17 protein-coding genes are annotated in these 16788 nt (G+C 58.7%); 9 read left to right on the forward strand and 8 right to left on the reverse strand.

Going from position 1 to position 16788, the window contains the following annotated elements; translation table 11 throughout:
* Positions 1-2 precede the first annotated feature (2 nt).
* From ACR0B8_RS16865 to ACR0B8_RS16900, 8 genes are all read left to right on the forward strand, one after another.
* Positions 3-1313: a replication-associated recombination protein A gene (locus ACR0B8_RS16865; protein WP_170414656.1), complete on the forward strand. Its 1311-nt coding sequence runs from the start codon at positions 3-5 to the stop codon at positions 1311-1313.
* A gap of 109 nt (positions 1314-1422) precedes the next feature.
* Positions 1423-2466, forward strand: coding sequence for an RluA family pseudouridine synthase (locus ACR0B8_RS16870; RefSeq protein WP_226689190.1), 1044 nt, complete (start codon positions 1423-1425; stop codon positions 2464-2466).
* Positions 2463-3134 (forward strand): HAD-IA family hydrolase, encoded by a 672-nt coding sequence (locus ACR0B8_RS16875; RefSeq protein ID WP_226689189.1) that lies wholly within the window; start codon positions 2463-2465, stop codon positions 3132-3134. The genes ACR0B8_RS16870 and ACR0B8_RS16875 overlap by 4 nt, the downstream gene beginning before the upstream one ends.
* 4 nt (positions 3135-3138) lie before the next feature.
* Positions 3139-3846, forward strand: a complete 708-nt coding sequence (locus tag ACR0B8_RS16880) for an ATP12 family chaperone protein (RefSeq protein ID WP_170362249.1) — start codon at positions 3139-3141, stop codon at positions 3844-3846.
* 208 nt (positions 3847-4054) lie between these two features.
* Complete coding sequence (locus ACR0B8_RS16885; RefSeq protein WP_058283524.1) at positions 4055-5074, forward strand: amino acid ABC transporter substrate-binding protein; 1020 nt, start codon at positions 4055-4057, stop codon at positions 5072-5074.
* A gap of 124 nt (positions 5075-5198) precedes the next feature.
* Complete coding sequence (locus ACR0B8_RS16890) at positions 5199-6467, forward strand: amino acid ABC transporter permease (protein WP_170362248.1); 1269 nt, start codon at positions 5199-5201, stop codon at positions 6465-6467.
* 1 nt (position 6468) lies between these two features.
* Entirely contained in the window at positions 6469-7824 is a 1356-nt protein-coding gene (locus ACR0B8_RS16895; RefSeq protein ID WP_170362247.1) for an amino acid ABC transporter permease, read from the forward strand.
* Positions 7825-7836: 12 nt separating this feature from the next.
* Positions 7837-8628 (forward strand): amino acid ABC transporter ATP-binding protein, encoded by a 792-nt coding sequence (locus ACR0B8_RS16900; RefSeq protein WP_302477207.1) that lies wholly within the window; start codon positions 7837-7839, stop codon positions 8626-8628.
* A 45-nt stretch (positions 8629-8673) separates the two neighbouring features.
* Here the strand turns inward: ACR0B8_RS16900 and ACR0B8_RS16905 are convergent, their stop codons facing one another.
* The 3 genes from ACR0B8_RS16905 to argB are packed head-to-tail and all read right to left on the reverse strand — an operon-like array spanning position 8674 to position 10727.
* Positions 8674-9171, reverse strand: coding sequence for a SixA phosphatase family protein (locus tag ACR0B8_RS16905; RefSeq protein WP_226689188.1), 498 nt, complete (start codon positions 9169-9171; stop codon positions 8674-8676).
* A complete protein-coding gene (locus ACR0B8_RS16910; protein ID WP_226689187.1) occupies positions 9168-9845 on the reverse strand; it encodes a ferredoxin in 678 nt (225 codons plus the stop codon). Before ACR0B8_RS16910 ends, ACR0B8_RS16905 begins: the two co-directional genes overlap by 4 nt.
* A gap of 18 nt (positions 9846-9863) precedes the next feature.
* Complete coding sequence (gene argB, locus ACR0B8_RS16915) at positions 9864-10727, reverse strand: acetylglutamate kinase (protein ID WP_170362244.1); 864 nt, start codon at positions 10725-10727, stop codon at positions 9864-9866.
* Between the two features lie 117 nt (positions 10728-10844).
* On the opposite strand from argB, the gene ACR0B8_RS16920 reads away from it, so the two are divergent.
* On the forward strand, positions 10845-11570 hold the full coding sequence (locus ACR0B8_RS16920; protein ID WP_170362243.1) for an SDR family NAD(P)-dependent oxidoreductase: 726 nt from the start codon (positions 10845-10847) through the stop codon (positions 11568-11570).
* Between the two features lie 83 nt (positions 11571-11653).
* Here the strand turns inward: ACR0B8_RS16920 and ACR0B8_RS16925 are convergent, their stop codons facing one another.
* From ACR0B8_RS16925 to yidC, 5 genes are all read right to left on the reverse strand, one after another.
* A complete protein-coding gene (locus tag ACR0B8_RS16925; protein WP_170362242.1) occupies positions 11654-13057 on the reverse strand; it encodes a PepSY-associated TM helix domain-containing protein in 1404 nt (467 codons plus the stop codon).
* A 66-nt stretch (positions 13058-13123) separates the two neighbouring features.
* Positions 13124-13492 carry a DUF2946 domain-containing protein gene (locus ACR0B8_RS16930; protein WP_226689186.1) on the reverse strand — a complete coding sequence of 123 codons (369 nt, stop codon included), beginning with the start codon at positions 13490-13492 and terminating at the stop codon, positions 13124-13126.
* Positions 13489-14142, reverse strand: a complete 654-nt coding sequence (gene yihA / locus ACR0B8_RS16935; RefSeq protein ID WP_170351652.1) for a ribosome biogenesis GTP-binding protein YihA/YsxC — start codon at positions 14140-14142, stop codon at positions 13489-13491. The genes ACR0B8_RS16930 and yihA overlap by 4 nt, the downstream gene beginning before the upstream one ends.
* Positions 14139-14876 (reverse strand): MOSC domain-containing protein, encoded by a 738-nt coding sequence (locus ACR0B8_RS16940; protein WP_170362240.1) that lies wholly within the window; start codon positions 14874-14876, stop codon positions 14139-14141. Before ACR0B8_RS16940 ends, yihA begins: the two co-directional genes overlap by 4 nt.
* Positions 14873-16696: a membrane protein insertase YidC gene (yidC, locus tag ACR0B8_RS16945; protein WP_170351650.1), complete on the reverse strand. Its 1824-nt coding sequence runs from the start codon at positions 16694-16696 to the stop codon at positions 14873-14875. The genes ACR0B8_RS16940 and yidC overlap by 4 nt, the downstream gene beginning before the upstream one ends.
* Between the last annotated feature and the right edge of the window lie 92 nt (positions 16697-16788).

Below are 16788 nucleotides of genomic sequence, written 5' to 3' on the forward strand. Positions count from 1 at the left end.
GCGTGAGCGATCTTTTCGACACCGGGGCCGCCGCGCCCGCACCGCCTGCGCATCGGCCGCTGGCGGATCGGTTGCGCCCGCAAACACTTGCTGAGGTGATTGGGCAGGAACAGGTTCTGGGCCCAGATGCGCCGCTGGGGGTCATGCTAGCCTCGGGCAGCTTATCCAGTCTGGTGTTCTGGGGGCCGCCGGGGGTGGGAAAAACAACCATCGCGCGGCTGCTGGCGCAGGAAACCGATCTGCATTTCGTTCAGATCAGCGCAATTTTCACTGGCGTGCCGGACCTCAAGAAAGTGTTCGAAGCCGCCAAGATCCGCCGCCAGAACGGGCAGGGCACGCTGCTGTTCGTGGATGAGATTCACCGTTTCAACAAAGCCCAGCAGGACGGGTTCCTGCCCCATATGGAGGATGGGACGATCCTGCTGGTTGGGGCCACGACCGAAAACCCGTCCTTTGAGCTGAACGCTGCTGTGCTCAGCCGGGCGCAGGTGCTGGTGCTGGAACGGCTCAGTCTGACTGATCTGGAACGGTTGACCCAAAGGGCGGAAAAAGAGCTGGACCGCGCATTGCCGCTGACTGGGCTTGCCCGTGAGGCGTTGCAGGAAATGGCCGATGGTGACGGGCGTGCGCTGTTGAACCTGATCGAGCAGATCGCGGCGTGGAAGGTCGATGCGCCGCTGGACCCGGATGCGCTGTCGACCCGGTTGATGCGGCGTGCAGCAAAATACGACAAATCGGGGGATGAGCATTACAACCTGATCTCAGCTTTGCACAAATCGGTCCGCGGGTCAGATCCGGACGCTGCCCTTTATTGGTTCGCGCGGATGCTGACGGGGGGCGAAGACCCGCGATACTTGGCGCGGCGGATCACCCGGATGGCGGTTGAGGATATCGGTCTGGCCGACCCGCAGGCACAGGCGATCTGCGTGCAGTCATGGCAGACCTATGAACGGCTGGGCAGCCCCGAGGGGGAACTGGCCTTGGCACAGGCGCTGGTCTACCTGGCCCTGGCCCCCAAATCGAACGGCGCTTACGTCGGTTACAAGGCGGCGATGCGGCTGGCCAAGCAATCGGGCAGCGAACCACCTCCCAAGCATATCCTGAATGCGCCGACCTCGTTGATGAAGGATCAGGGCTATGGCGCGGGCTATGCCTATGACCACGATGCCGAAGATGGCTTTTCGGGTCAGAACTATTTCCCTGACGGTATGGACCGGCCTGAACTGTATCAGCCGGTCGAACGTGGGTTCGAACGCGAGTTGAAAAAGCGGCTGGATTATTTTGCCAAGCTGCGGGCCCAGCGCAACGGGTAAGGTCGGCTTGACTCTTGCGGTGCAGCAGGCCACAGACGCGCATGTTTTCTAGGACACGTACAGACAGGCTTAGCGCGCGGACACGTCGCGCGACGCAGGGGATATCGGCATGAGCGGCGTACAGATGATCACCGTGGCAGAAGGTGACGGCGACCAGCGGTTGGACCGGTGGCTGCGCCGCCTGTTTCCCCATGTCAGCCAGGGGCGCATCGAAAAGATGTGCCGCAAGGGCGAGCTGCGGGTTGAAGGCGGGCGGGTGAAAGCCTCGACCCGGCTTGAGGCCGGTCAGGTCGTTCGTGTACCGCCTTTGCCCGATGCCGATCACAAACCTGCCGAGGTCAAACATCGTATTTCGGATGCCGACGCCAAGATGATCCAGTCCTGCGTCATCTATCGCGATGATCACGTTCTGGCGCTGAACAAACCCCAAGGCCTGCCGGTGCAGGGCGGCAGTGGCCAGACGCGCCACGTTGACAGCCTGTCCGAGGCGCTGCGGTTTGGATATGATGAAAACCCCCGCCTTGTGCATCGGTTGGATAAGGACACCTCGGGCGTGTTGCTGATGGCGCGCACGCGCGAGGCGGCTAAAGGGCTGACCGCCGCCTTCCGTCACCGCGATACGCGCAAGATTTATTGGGCGCTGGTCGCCGGGGTGCCGACGCCGTATCTGGGTGAGATCAAAACCGGGCTGGTCAAAGCCGCGGGCCACGGCAAGCACGGTGAGGGTGAAAAGATGATCCCCGTGCATCTGGGCGAAATCAATGACACGCCGGGCGCGAAACGGGCGCACACGCTCTATGCCACGCTTTACCGGGTGGCTGGACGCGCTGCATGGGTGGCGATGGAGCCGATCACGGGCCGCACGCATCAGCTGCGCGCGCATATGGCCGCAATTGGGCATCCCATCATCGGCGATGGCAAATACGGCGGCTCAGGTCAGGAAAACCTTGGTGACGGGTGGGGCGCGCAACTGGGCGGTATCATCAGCAAGAAATTGCATCTGCACGCACGGCAGGCTTCGTTCCAGCATCCCACCACGCGCAAGACCATCACCATTACTGCGCCATTGCCGGATCACATGAAACACAGCTGGGACACCTTTGGTTGGACCGAGGATCTGGCCGCCGATGATCCCTTCGAGGAACTGCAATGAGCGCACCGCTGCGTTTGGTGCTGTTCGATGTGGATGGCACCCTTGTCGATAGCCAGGGCAGCATCGTCGCGGCGATGACCGCCAGTTTTGGGACGCTGTCCCTGCCGGTGCCTGACCGCAACGCAATTCTGTCCATTGTTGGTCTGTCCCTGCCCAACGCGATGGCACAACTGGCGCCAGAACATTCGGACAGCGATCAGCAGCGCCTGGTCGAGGGTTATAAACAAGCCTATCACGCGCACCGTCTTGAAAAGGGCGCTGCAAGCTCTCCTCTCTATCCTGGCGCGCGGGATGCCATTGAGGCGCTGCACGCAGTGCCTGAAGTATTGTTGGGTGTGGCCACCGGTAAGTCCCAGCGCGGGCTGGACGCACTGATCGAGGCGCATGGGCTGGAGCGGTATTTCGTGACCCGGCAGGTTGCGGATCACCACCCGTCGAAACCGCACCCTTCGATGATCGACACCGCGCGCAGTGAAACCGGGGTGGACGCGGCCAACACGGTCATGATTGGCGACACAAGATTCGACATGGACATGGCCCGCGCCGCCGGGGTGACGGGCATCGGTGTCAGTTGGGGCTATCACGACCGGTCCGCTCTGGACGGTGCGACCTGTGTAATTGAAACCTTTAACCAGCTGCCGCAAGCGCTGGACGATATCTGGACCTGACAACATGAGCGATTGGAAACCCAAGCGATTTTGGACCGAAAGTGCCGTGGTCGATGCCGAAGGGGGATTCACTGTCGAATTGGACGGACGCCGGGTGAAAACTCCGGCTAAGGCAGCCTTGATCCTGCCCACACATGCTATGGCCGAACAGGTTGCCGCTGAATGGGACGCGCAGGAAAAAGAGATCGACCCGCGAGTCATGCCATTCACACGATCGGCCAACGCTGCCATCGACAAGGTCCACCATCAACACGCCGAGGTTGCGGACATGTTGGCCGACTATGGGGATTCGGATTTGCTGTGCTACCGCGCGGCGCACCCGCAAGAGTTGCAAAAACGTCAGGCCGAGCAATGGGACCCGGCCCTGGACTGGGCGGCCGAGGTGCTATCTGCGCGGCTGTTGCCCGTGGCTGGTGTGTTGCATCAGCCGCAATCGGAAACGGCTTTGAACACCCTAAAGCTGCGTGTTCATCAGCTTAACGATTTTCAACTGGCCGCATTCCATGATCTTGTCAGCTTGTCAGGCTCGCTTGTCCTTGGTTTTGCGACTGCTCTGAACTGGCGCAATGTTGAAGAAATCTGGCAAATGTCCAGGCTGGATGAAATTTGGCAGATTGAGCAATGGGGCCACGACGATGAGGCATTTGACGTAGCGGAAACCAAAAAGGCGGCCTTTTTGCACGCAAAAAGATTTTTTGACCTCTCGATTTGATCCCTTACAGCCTGATTTTCCAACGTGGAACGAGTCATCTTTGAATTGACTCATCGTTTTCCCTGATCCGGGCCTTGACGTTTGTTTATGAATACGCCCAAACTCGTGCCCACTAAAGGGGAGACACCTTTGGGGAAACCTTTCTGGTGCCAAAGGTGCCGGACAGAGCCGTCTCTGGATAGGGACGGGAAATCAGGAAGAGGTAAAAATGAAAAAATCCGTAATCTTGGGCGTGGCAACCATCGCCGGCCTGGCTGCTGGTGCAGCTGCGGCGGGGACTGCTGATGATGTCAAGGCACGCGGCAAACTGAACTGTGGTGTGGCAAGCGGTGTACCCGGTTTTGCCAGCCCGGACGCCAATGGCGAATGGCAGGGCTTTGACGTGGCCGTGTGCCGCGCAGTCGCAGCCGCCGTTCTGGACGATCCAACCGCCGTAGAATTCATTCCGACCACCGGTAAGACACGCTTTACCGCGCTGGCCTCGGGCGAGATCGACATGCTGGCCCGTAACACCACTTGGACCTTCAGCCGCGACGTCGACCTGAAGTTCGAATTCGTCGGCATCAACTACTATGATGGTCAGGGTTTCATGGTTCCCAAGGCTCTGGGCGTCAGCTCGGCCAAGGAACTGGACGGCGCGACCGTCTGCATCCAGACCGGTACCACTACCGAGCTCAACCTGGCGGATTTCTTCCGCATCAACAACATGAGCTACGAGCCGGTTCCGATCGAAACCAACGCCGAAGCGCAGCAGCAGTATCTGGCTGGTGCCTGTGACGTCTATACCACCGACGCATCTGGCCTGGCGGCAACTCGTGCCACCTTTGAAAACGCTGGTGATCACGTGATCCTGCCCGAAATCATCTCGAAAGAGCCGCTGGGCCCGCTGGTCCGTCATGGCGATCACGAATGGGGCGATGTGGTCCGCTGGACCCTCAACGCACTGATCGCGGCGGAAGAGCTGGGTGTAACCTCGGCCAACATCGACGAGATGTCCAGCGGTGCCACCGACAACCCAGAGGTAAACCGCCTGTTGGGTACCGAAGGTACGCTGGGTGAGATGCTGGGTCTGGACGCGAACTGGGCACAGCGCGCGATCAAAGTCGGCGGCAACTATGGCGAAGTGTTTGCCAAGAACATCGGTGAAGAAACTCCGATCGGTCTGGCACGCGGCCTGAACGCTCAGTGGACTGATGGCGGTCTGCTTTACGCACCGCCCTTCCGCTAAAAACCACGGAAAAGGGCGCGGGGCAACCTGCGCCCTTTTTCCTTCCATAAGAAACACGCCCGGAACGATCTGAGCAGAAGCAAACTCTGCCATAAACCGGGATGCACGGGGAAAAACATAGGTCATGACGACACTCACTGACCCGCCGAAGGAGCACTTCCGGCTGTCCATGCTCCTTTACGATACGCGGTACCGATCTGCGACCATTCAGGTCATAGCGATGATCGGTTTCATGCTTCTGGCAGCCTGGATTATCAACAACACCATTCAGAACCTCGAAACACTTGGCAGAACAGTCGGGTTCGATTTTTTTGCCGAACCGGCCAGCTATGACATCAACCAGCGTCTGCTGGAATACGACTCGCGCGATACCCATCTGCGTGCGGCATTAATAGGCTTGCTGAACACGCTGGTTGTCGCAGTTCTGGGCTGTATCACGGCAACGATCATCGGCGTCATGGTTGGTGTTCTGCGCCTGTCGAACAACTGGCTGGTCGCCCGGATCATGACTGTCTACGTGGAAATGTTCCGCAACGTGCCAGTGCTGCTGTGGATCGTGTTCGCCATGGCGATCCTGATCGAAAGCCTACCGGCACCGCGCGCCTTCCGGGGTGAAAACCCAGAAGCCACGATGGATCTGTTCGGCACGGTCGCGGTGACCAATCGCGGCGTATATGTGCCTGAATTCCTGTTCTCGCGCGGGTTGGGAGATATTCACCTGTTCGGCACGTCGAGCCTGCGCTTTGATGTATCGCTGGACCTGATCGCCTTCCTGATCGTGATGGGTGGCAGTATCTTTGCCATGCGCAAAGTGTCGGCTTGGGCCAATGCGACGCAGGAAAAGACGGGTGATCGTCCGACCATCTGGCACATCCAGTTGGGTCTGTTGTTCGTGCCGTCGGCTATCCTGCTGGGCGCGCTGGGCTTCCATCTGGGCTTTCCCGAACTGAAAGGCTTTAACTTTACTGGCGGTACCCATCTACGAAACTCGCTGATTGCCCTTTGGCTGGCCCTGTCGTTGTACACCGCGGCCTTTATCGCCGAGATCGTGCGCGCTGGTATTTTGGCCATCTCGAAAGGCCAGACCGAGGCCGCATCCGCACTGGGCCTACGCCCGGGTCGAACCATGCGTCTGGTGATCCTGCCGCAGGCCCTGCGGGTGATTATCCCGCCGATGATCTCGAACTATCTGAACCTGACCAAGAACTCGTCACTGGCGATTGCGGTTGGGTATATGGATATCACCGGCACCCTTGGTGGCATCACCATGAACCAGACCGGTCGCGAACTGGAATGCGTTCTTCTGCTGATGCTGGTCTATCTGGCCATCTCGCTAAGCATTTCGGCGGTGATGAACTGGTACAACAACCGTGTCAAACTGGTGGAGCGGTAATATGAGTGATGTTTCATTTGTCCGCACGGAAATGTTGCCGGAACAGGCACCACCCGCATCCGAGGTGGGCGTACTGGGCTGGATCAGGCATAATCTGTTCTCAAGCTGGCTCAACGCCATCCTGACCTTGGCCTCGCTGTACTTAATCTACTATGTGCTGTCCAACATTCTGTCATGGACGTTCGAATCCGTATGGAATGCCAATTCCCTTTCGGAATGTCGTGAGATCATGATGGCGACATGGGGTGATACTCATGGCCATGCCTGCTGGGGTGTTATCAAGGACCGGTGGCTGCAATTGCTGTACGGGTTCTATCCGCCTTATCCGGCACATCCGGACGCAACATGGTCTAACCCGCCCGAAACCGGTGGCTGGCCCGCCTATTTCCGGCCGAATCTGACCTTCATTCTGTTGCTTGTGTCAATTGCACCGGTCCTGTTCACCAAAGCACCGCGGAAGCTGCTGTTCGTTACGGCGGCCTATCCGTTCCTGCTGCCTTGGCTGATGTGGGGTGGAAGCATTTGGGGGCCGCTGATGGTCGCTGCTGGGTTCGCCATTGGGTACTTTGTATACAAGCTGGCGCTACCCGCCGCAGGTTCCTTGACGGCGCTGATTCTGGCGATTGTATTGCCGATACTCTGGTGGTTGTTTGCCTCTGGTCCGGTTGCTGTTGCGATTGATTCAGTGATCCCCATTGGTATCGAACCGGTCGAAAGCCGCGACTTTGGTGGCTTTATGCTGGCAATCTTGTTGGGTGTTGTAGCCATTGGTGTCTCGCTGCCAATTGGCATCGTTCTGGCGCTGGGTCGGCAGTCCGATCTGATGATCGTCAAATACCTGTGCGTAGGCTTTATCGAGTTCATTCGCGGCGTGCCGCTGATCACCTTGCTGTTCGTGGCCTCGCTGCTTTTGAACCTGTTCCTGCCGCCGGGAACCAATTTTGACATCATCCTGCGAGTCATGATCATGATGACCTTATTCTCGGCCGCCTATATGGCCGAGGTGATCCGGGGTGGTCTGGCAGCCTTGCCGCGCGGTCAGTACGAAGGGGCCGACAGTCTGGGACTTAACTACTGGCAGGCCCAACGGCTGATCATCATGCCGCAAGCGCTGAAAATCTCGATCCCGGGCATCGTGAGCACCTTTATCGGCATTTTCAAGGATACCACGCTGGTCTCGATCATCGGTCTTTTCGACGTGATCGGCCTGACCAACGGCATCCGCGCCGATACCGCCTGGAACGGCGTCTACTGGGAACTGTTCGCCTTTATCGGCGTTCTGTTCTTCGTCGTCTGCTTCTCCATGTCCCGTTATTCCATGTATCTGGAGCGCAAGCTTCAGACTGGCCACCGCTAAGGAGTTCAACACATGTCTGAACTTGCAATTGAACGCGAAATCGACCGCTCCAAGATGCAGGTGAGCGACGAGGTCGCCATCGAAATCACCAACATGAACAAGTGGTACGGGGCCTTCCACGTGCTGCGCGACATCAATCTGACCGTCAATCAAGGCGAGCGGATCGTGATCGCGGGGCCATCGGGGTCGGGCAAGTCCACCCTGATCCGCTGCCTGAACGCGCTGGAAGAACACCAGCAGGGCAAGATCGTTGTGGACGGGACCGAGCTGTCGAATGACCTTAAAAACATCGACAAGATCCGGTCCGAGGTTGGAATGGTGTTCCAGCACTTTAACCTGTTCCCGCATCTGACCATTCTGGAAAACTGCACGCTGGCCCCGATCTGGGTGCGCAAAACGCCGAAGAAAGAGGCCGAAGAGCGTGCGATGCATTTCCTGGAAAAGGTGAAGATCCCTGAACAGGCCGACAAATACCCCGGTCAGCTTTCGGGCGGTCAGCAGCAGCGTGTGGCGATTGCCCGCTCGCTCTGCATGATGCCGCGGATCATGTTGTTCGATGAACCGACATCGGCGCTGGACCCTGAGATGATCAAAGAGGTGCTCGACACCATGATCGAGCTGGCCGAGGAAGGCATGACCATGCTGTGCGTGACGCACGAGATGGGCTTTGCCCGTCAGGTCGCCAACCGTGTGATCTTTATGGATGCCGGTCAGATTGTGGAACAGAACGAACCGGAAGAGTTCTTCAACAACCCACAAAGCGAACGGACCAAGCTGTTCCTCAGCCAGATTCTGGGCCACTGATCCCAGCGAAACGGACGAAAAGGCGGGGTTTTGCCCCGCCTTTTTTCATTCCAGCAGCTCCCGTGGAATGACAAACCCCTGCACGGTGCCGCTGTGCCATCGGACATGCGCCCAGTCGTCGATATCAAACCGGATCACGGTGGTGGCGCAGGTCGGGTAGTCGTGGAACCGGGCGTGGTCCGGTGCCTCCCGGACAATGCGGCTGGCAAAGATACCGATCCCGGGGTTGTGGCCCAGCATCAGCACTGTGGGTTCTGTCGCCCCTGACAATTCGGTCAGAATGTCTTCGGACTCCGCGTGATAAAGCGCGCGGTGAAACGTGATCTTGTCCGCCTGCAGCCCCATACGGTCCCAGGTTTCACGGGTGCGGGTCGATGTTGAACTTAGCACCTCATCTGGCAGCCAGCCGTTTACGCGCAGCCAACCGGCTATCGCCGGGGCGGATTTGCGTCCGCGTTTGTTCAAAGGGCGATCATGATCCGAAGGATTCAAGTCATTCCAACTGGATTTCGCGTGGCGAGTCAGGATCAGGGTGCGGCTCATGACGGGTGAAAGGCTTTCATGTGATGGGCAGATTGCTCAGCTTCGCGCCCTGCACCCTCGCTGAGGGGGCAGGACAGCCGCGCCAGACACCCACCTGTCATGCAGGTCTGCCCTGCCGCGGTGGACAGATGAGCGTGACAGGCCCCGACATCATAGAAATTCTGACTGTTCAGCGCGCCGACGGGGCAGGTTTGGGTACAGGGGGCCGGGCAGTTGATGCAAGGAGAGGAGCCGGGAACCTCGGGGATAATGAACTCTTCGGTAAAATGCAGCGCCCCACGGTATGAGATCATCATGCCGACCGTATCATGCACCAGCGCGCCCACCGGGCTGCTGAAGGTACGCCCGGATTTCAGGGCCCAGTCGATGAAGGGTGCGTAGGGCGGGCCGCCGAAGGGAAAATGTGCCTCGGCCCCCAGATCGCGGGCCAACTGCCCAACCACGCGCGTTGACCACCGATCAACCGGGTGGTCACCTGGCCATTCGGGCGCGGATTTCAGCGTGGGCCAGAATGATTTTCCCGCGCCCAACAGGATCAGCGTGCCGCTATCCAATTGTTTGGCGTCGACCCGGTGTGGGTGCAGGGCGCCCATCACGATCAGACCCGCTTGCAGCACCGCATGTTCCACGCGGTCATAGAAGGTTGTCGAGGAGGTCGGGGGACGTCCGGTCATGTCTCCTCCGTTGGGTAATTAGTCGGGCCGGATAAGCGAGCCTGCGCCGTGTTCGGTGAACAGCTCCAACAGCACCGCATTGGGCGCACGCCCATCCAGAATGACCACGGCCCTTACGCCGCTGTGCAAGGCATCCAGAGCCGTTTCGGTCTTGGGGATCATCCCGCCCGCAATGGTGCCGTCCATGGTCATTTCGCGTATCTGACCGGCTTTCAGCTCGGTCACAACCTCGCCGCCCGCGTTCTTAACGCCCGAAACATCCGTCAGCAGCAGCAGCCGGTCCGCCTTGAGCGCCGAAGCAATGGCCCCGGCAGCAGTGTCGCCATTGATGTTGAAGGTCTCGCCGTTCTTACCTGCGCCCAGAGGCGCGATCACGGGGATCACATCATGGGCGAACAGGTTATGCAAAATCGCCGGATCCATCTGCGACGGAGAGCCGACAAACCCAAGTGACGGATCGGCCTGATCGCAGATCATCAGGTTGGCATCCTTGCCCGACAGGCCCACCGCCTTGCCGCCCTGACCATTGATTGCCTGCACGATGCGTTTGTTTACCAGGCCGGACAGCACCATCTCGACCACTTCGACGGTGGCTTTGTCGGTCACACGTTTGCCGTTCACGAACTCCGACTGGATGTTCAGCTGATCCAGCATCGCGTTGATCATCGGCCCGCCGCCATGCACGACCACCGGGTTGACCCCGACCTGACGCATCAGAACGACGTCGCGGGCAAAGCTTTCCATCGCTTCGTCGCTGCCCATGGCGTGGCCGCCCAGCTTGATGACGACGATTGCACCGTCATAGCGTTGCAGATACGGCAATGCGCTGTTCAAAGTGGCGGCGGTGGCGATCCAGTCCCGGTTCATGTCTCGTGTCTTCATATCTTGGTCCTCTTCCTCACGTGTTAGGCGTTTTGGCGGCATAAGCCAAGATCGCTGTTGTGAGTGCAGTCGCCACTGTTAGTGTGCCTGCATGCCCTGAAACAGGAGACACATCCAATGGAGCAAAAAACTCTTATTCTGACGGGTGCTAGCCGGGGCATTGGGTTCGCAACGGTTCGTCGGTTCCATGCCGAAGGTTGGCGGGTTATCACGTGCTCGCGCTCTCCTGTGCCGGATGATTGTCCGTGGGAAGGAAAAGAAAATCATTTGCAGCTGGATCTGAGCGATCCTGCCGAAACGATCAATTCAGTTGGTGTCCTGCAAGAAATGGTCGGAGGCAAGCTACACGCCCTCGTCAACAACGCGGGGGTGTCGCCGAAGGGCCCAGAAGGAGAGCGATTGAATACGCTGGACACCGACCTCATGACTTGGGGGCAGGTGTTCCACGTCAATTTCTTTGCTTCCGTTGTTCTGGCGCGCGGCTTGAAAGAGGAATTGGCCGCAGCCCGTGGATCAGTCGTTAACGTGACATCCATTGCAGGCGCGCGCGTACATCCGTTTGCAGGCGCGGCCTACGCTACATCCAAGGCGGCGCTGGCAGCGCTGACGCGGGAAATGGCACATGACTTCGGCCCAGTGGGCGTGCGGGTGAACGCAATCGCACCTGGTGAGGTTGAAACCGGAATCCTCAGCCCCGGTACCAATAAAATAGTGGAAAAGCTGCCACTTGGACGGTTAGGGCAGCCTGAAGAAGTCGCAGCGGCGATCTATTTCCTGTGTTCTCAGGAAAGCTCATACATCTCGGGGGCGGAAATCGAGGTGAATGGGGCACAGCACGTATAGGACATTGGCGGACGCTGCCAAACCCAGACAGCGGAAACATCGGGATCGATCGGGCCGCACCGATGCGATGCGGCCCGGATTTGTCAGCTCAGGGCTTTTTTCATCACCGGGATATTGCTGATCAGCAGCAAGTCAAAGACCAGCACCGCCAGCAATGTCAGACCCACCAGCGGGAAGGCCATCGCGGTGAACAGACCGATCACAACAGCCCCTTTCCACAGCGGCATTTCCGCAGGCATTGGCGGCGCGGCCAGTCGCCCCGCACTCTGTGGCCGCCGTTTCAGCCACATCACCACGCCCGAGACGCAAGCAAAGATGACCGACAGGCAGAACACGACGTTCAGGATAAAGTTCCACGTCCCCATCAGCCCCATGTGAAACGGAATGCCAACAGCCATGGACTTCCCCATCAGCGAATAATCCTGATACCGCACATCGGCCAAGATCTTGCCGGTATACTGATCCACATGAACGGTGCGGTCGTTTACTGGATCGGTCGAGTCGCTGCTCATGCTGTCGCGGTTCAGGGTCCAGACGCCATCCTCGCCGTTGGGATACGCGACGCGGAAGCGTCCTGACATGTCCAGCGCCACTCCCAACGCCACCAAGGCATCGATATCCACCGGCGCGCCTTGCGGTACGCCATCAATCCCGGCCTCAGAACCCGAGGCGGGCATCGGCGTTTGCTCTAGCGCCCAGGGAACGTCGTTTTGGTGCCCGTGGTTCATGCTGGCGTGGATATCGTCCGAGAGGGGCACGTTGTCCCATTTCTCGGCGGGGAAGCTACTCCAGGGTTGTACGATCATTCCACCCCAGACACCGGCCCAGGAGAGGCCCGAGATCAGAAAGACAACCAGCAGCCCGGACATCCAGAACCCGATCACGGCATGTAGGGATTTCCACAAAGCACGGCCTCGCACACGCAGGTTGGGGACAAATGCAGCCATGACGTTGCCGCGTGGCCACCACATGTAAAGACCGGTGAAGACCATCAGCAGGCTCAGACCGGCAGCGATTTCAATGATGCGATCCCCGGTTGTCCCGATCAGCAGGGTCGAGTGAATATTGTCCGCCAGATCGTACCAGCCCGCGCGACGATCCCAGATTTGCAGGACCTCTCCGGCATAGGGGTCGACGGCAACAAGGCGTTGGCCTGCCTCGGTTTTGATACGAAACACGGTGGCCAGATCGGCGGCTTTCGGGCCAATCCATTCGACGACTGTGCCGGGGAGTTCGGTTAGCGCGACCTCGGCCTGTTGCGATATTGGCAGGGCGGTTCCCTGAACTTCGACCGCAATTTTTTCGCCATCGCGACCGTCATATTGGGTGATGAGCATCATCATCAACCCGGTGATGGCCAGAATGATCAGGAAGGGGATAACGAAAATCCCCGCATAGAAATGCCACCGCCAGGCGGCGAAGTAGAACTTTTGCGCAGCAATGTTTTGCGCCGGGGTGTCCCCCAGGGTTTGGCTATCAAATGCCATAGTGTTCTCCGGATTCGAAAATTGCCCCGCGCAGCGTATGCGCGGGCTCTCAGATGTTGAGGTGAATCAGGAGAAGACGGGAGGCGCCCGCGCGTCATAACGGGCATAGAACCCGGCGCTGCGATGGGTAAAGTCGTGGTGGACCCAGCGCGGCTGGATCGTTGCCTCGAAAGGCATGGTGTCCCCGACAGTGGTCAGGGCGACATCAGCGGTCAGCCCCGCGAAGGGGCACATCGCGCGCTCGTCGGTGTCGTCGTGTATGGGATCGTCCGGGTTCAGATCGACCCATTGCTCGACCGTGCCTTCGCCGGTGCAGAGAACCAGCAACACCTTGCCGTCATTGCCCATTGTGGGCATCCAGCCCTGCGGAATCACACCGTTCAGCAACAGCGCCAGTGTGGTCAACAGGGCAAAGAGACGAAGCGGCAGAGTCATTCCAGATGCGCGATGATCGAGCGCAAGGTCGGAATGCCATCGCCTTTTTCGGACGAGGTCAGCACGATTTCAGGAAAGGCCGCAGGATGTTTCGACAATGCGCCGCGCACTTGTTCCAGCACCTTTTCGCGTTCTTTGGCTTTGACTTTGTCTGCCTTGGTCAGAACGCATTGAAAAGTCACAGCGCTGGTGTCCAGCAGCTTCATGATCTCGGCATCCACCGGCTTTACCCCATGGCGCGCGTCGATCAGGACAAAGGCCCGGCGCAAGGTCTGACGACCGCTCAGGTACTGTTTCAGCAACCGCTGCCATTTTTCCACCACCTTCACCGGCGCATTGGCGTAGCCATAACCGGGCAAGTCGACCAGATATAGTTCGGGGCCTTGAGTGAAGAAGTTGATTTCTTGCGTGCGGCCCGGAGTGTTCGACGCGCGCGCCAGTCCCTTGGTGCCCGTCAGCGCGTTGATCAGGCTGGATTTGCCCACATTGGAACGGCCGGCAAAGCAAACCTCAAGCCGATCCGGCGCAGGTAGGCCATCCATGGCGACCACGCCCTTGACGAATTCAGACTCGCCCGCAAACAATTTGCGTCCGCGCTCCAACGCGAATTCATCGGGGTTTTCGGCTAAAGGAAACGGGAGGGGGCTCATAACAATTCTACCTTATCGCCAACCGAGATTGCGCCGCCTTCAAGAACTTCGGCGTAGACGCCGAAATCCTGGTGACCCCAGGTTTCAAGTGCGCCCAATGTATCGGTATCGCGTACACCTGTGTCAGGGTTGGCTGTGGTTGCCAAACAGCGGGTGATGCGCTCGCGTACGCGAAGCACGGCCTCGCCGATCTGAACCTCACGACCCAGCCAGTCGAATTCTTCCCACAAGGGCAGGCCGTCGAACCAGATGTTGCCTCGCCAGCGGCGCACCGACAAATCTTGGCCCAGCTTTTGTCCGACCGCACGATGCGATGCCAGGTTGCATAGGCTGATCGACGGGAAATCACTGTCGGTCATCCCGCGCCCTGGAACCCGAATGATCCGTGCCGAGGCCGCGCGGTTTGCGGGCGTTAGGGGCCGGACCCAATCCAGAAACGCCTGTTGCTCACTGTCTGGGGCAAAGGTCAGGTCCGGGCGATCCGGGTGGGACAACGTCAGTGTGTCGCCGTTTGATTGCGTTGAAATCGCCATCAACTGTGGTGCTTTTGCGCCGCGACTGAAGTTGGCGCAAGGGACCCATTTTGAACCATCCGCTTTGGATGCCTCATGTGCAACCGCCCAAACGCGATCCCCGGGCATGGTCTGCCCGGGGGTCACATTTACGGTTTCGACGGCTTCGCGACCATGGCTTTTGATCGGATGCCGCCAAAGCTGGGTCACTTCAGCTGTCATTTATCATCCGTTTTCGGCGTGCGCTTAAAGCTGGACTTAATGTTGCCGAACACATCCGGCTTAAAGCCTTGGCTGCGCATGATCAGGTACTGCTGGGTGAACGTGATCGTGTTGTTCGCGATCCAGTAGACAACGAGACCACTCGCAAAGCTGCCCAGCATGAACATGAAGACCCACGGCATCCAGGCAAAGATCATCGCCTGCGTCGGATCGGTTGGCGCCGGGTTCAGCTTTTGCTGCAGCCACATCGAGATACCCAGCAACAGCGGCAGGATACCAATAAAGATCAGCGCCATGATCGTGTCGGGCTGCGGACCGGCAAACGGCAGCAGTCCAAACAGGTTCATGATCGAGGTCGGGTCCGGCGCGCTGAGATCCCGGAACGGGCCAAACCACGGCGCTTGACGCAGTTCAATGGTGACGAAGATCACTTTGTACAGCGAGAAGAAGATCGGGATTTGCATCAGGATCGGCAGACAGCCTGCGGCGGGGTTCACCTTTTCCTTCTTGTACAGCTCCATCATGCCTTGCTGCATCTTCTGACGATCATCGCCTGCTGCCTCTTTCAGGGCTTCCATCTGCGGCTGAAGCTCTTTCATCTTTGCCATCGAGACGTAGGACTTATACGCCAACGGGAACAGGATCGCCTTGATGATCAGGGTCAGGCCGATGATCGACCACCCCATATTGCCGATCAACGCGTTGATATTGTGCAGCAGCCAGAAGATCGGTTTGGTCAGGAAAAAGAACCAGCCCCAGTCGATGCTGTCGATGAATTTCTGTACGCCTTCCGACTGATATTCGCGGATGGTTTCCCATTCCTTAGCACCTGCGAACAGCTGTGTGGTGACCTCTTCGGTAGCGCCGGGGGCGACCGTCAGGGTCGGCAGCACTGTTTCGGTTTGGTATATCTTGCGGCGTTCGTCGTATTTTGCTGCGGCCTTGAACGGTGTTCCCGGTTCCGGGATCAGTGTGGTCATCCAATAGTGATCAGTAAATCCGATCCAACCGTCTTCTTTGACCTGATAGACCTCGGCTTGCGCGCGTTCGTTCGGGTCGATATCAAAATCGCGGACATCGCCATAGTCAATCTCGGCCAACGTGCCGTCGGCCATGCCGATCACGCCTTCATGCAGGATGAAAAAGTTCTTCAGACCGGGCAGATCGCCATCCTCGCCAATGCCGTGGCGGGCCAGGATGCCATAGGGGGCCATGCCAACCTCGGCCTGGGTATTGTTTTCGACCGACTGGGTGACCGTAAACATATAGTTTTCGTCCACCGAGATCATGCGGCGGAAGGTCAGACCTTTGTCGTTTTCCCATTTCAGTGTGACCGGAGCGTCGACGTCCAGCGTTTCGCCGCTTTCGACCGTCCACAACGTGTTCGGGCCGGGCACATCCGCGCCTGCCACACCGGTTCCCGGCGCCCAGCCATACAGGGCATAGTAAGCCGAGTCCGAGCCAACCGGAGACAGCAATTCGACAATTGGCGCCCCTTCTTCAATCGAGACCTTGTAGTCCTTCAGGAACAGCTCATCGATCCGTCCGCCCGACAGCGACAGACTGCCCTTCAGCCGGGGGGTGTCGATTTCAACCCGTGGGGCTTGCTCCTCGGGCAGGGTTTCTTCTGCGGCCGCCGTCGCCTCACCCACAGTACCTGCGGCGCTGGGCGTCTGAACCTCATTACCCTCGGCGGTTGCAATCTCAACCTCGTCTGGAGTGAGTGTCTGCTCCGGCGGGGGAAACAGCACGAACCAAACAAGGATCACGATAAAGCTGAGCACGGTTGCAAGGATGAGATTCTTGTTCTGATCGTCCATCGGGGACAGCCACCTTAAGCAGTGAAACACACCCGGTGGGTTCAACAGAGTGCAAGCCCAAAGGTCAAGCGGATTCGCCCGTCATTTCCTTT

This window comes from Ruegeria sp. BH6, assembly GCF_056538105.1.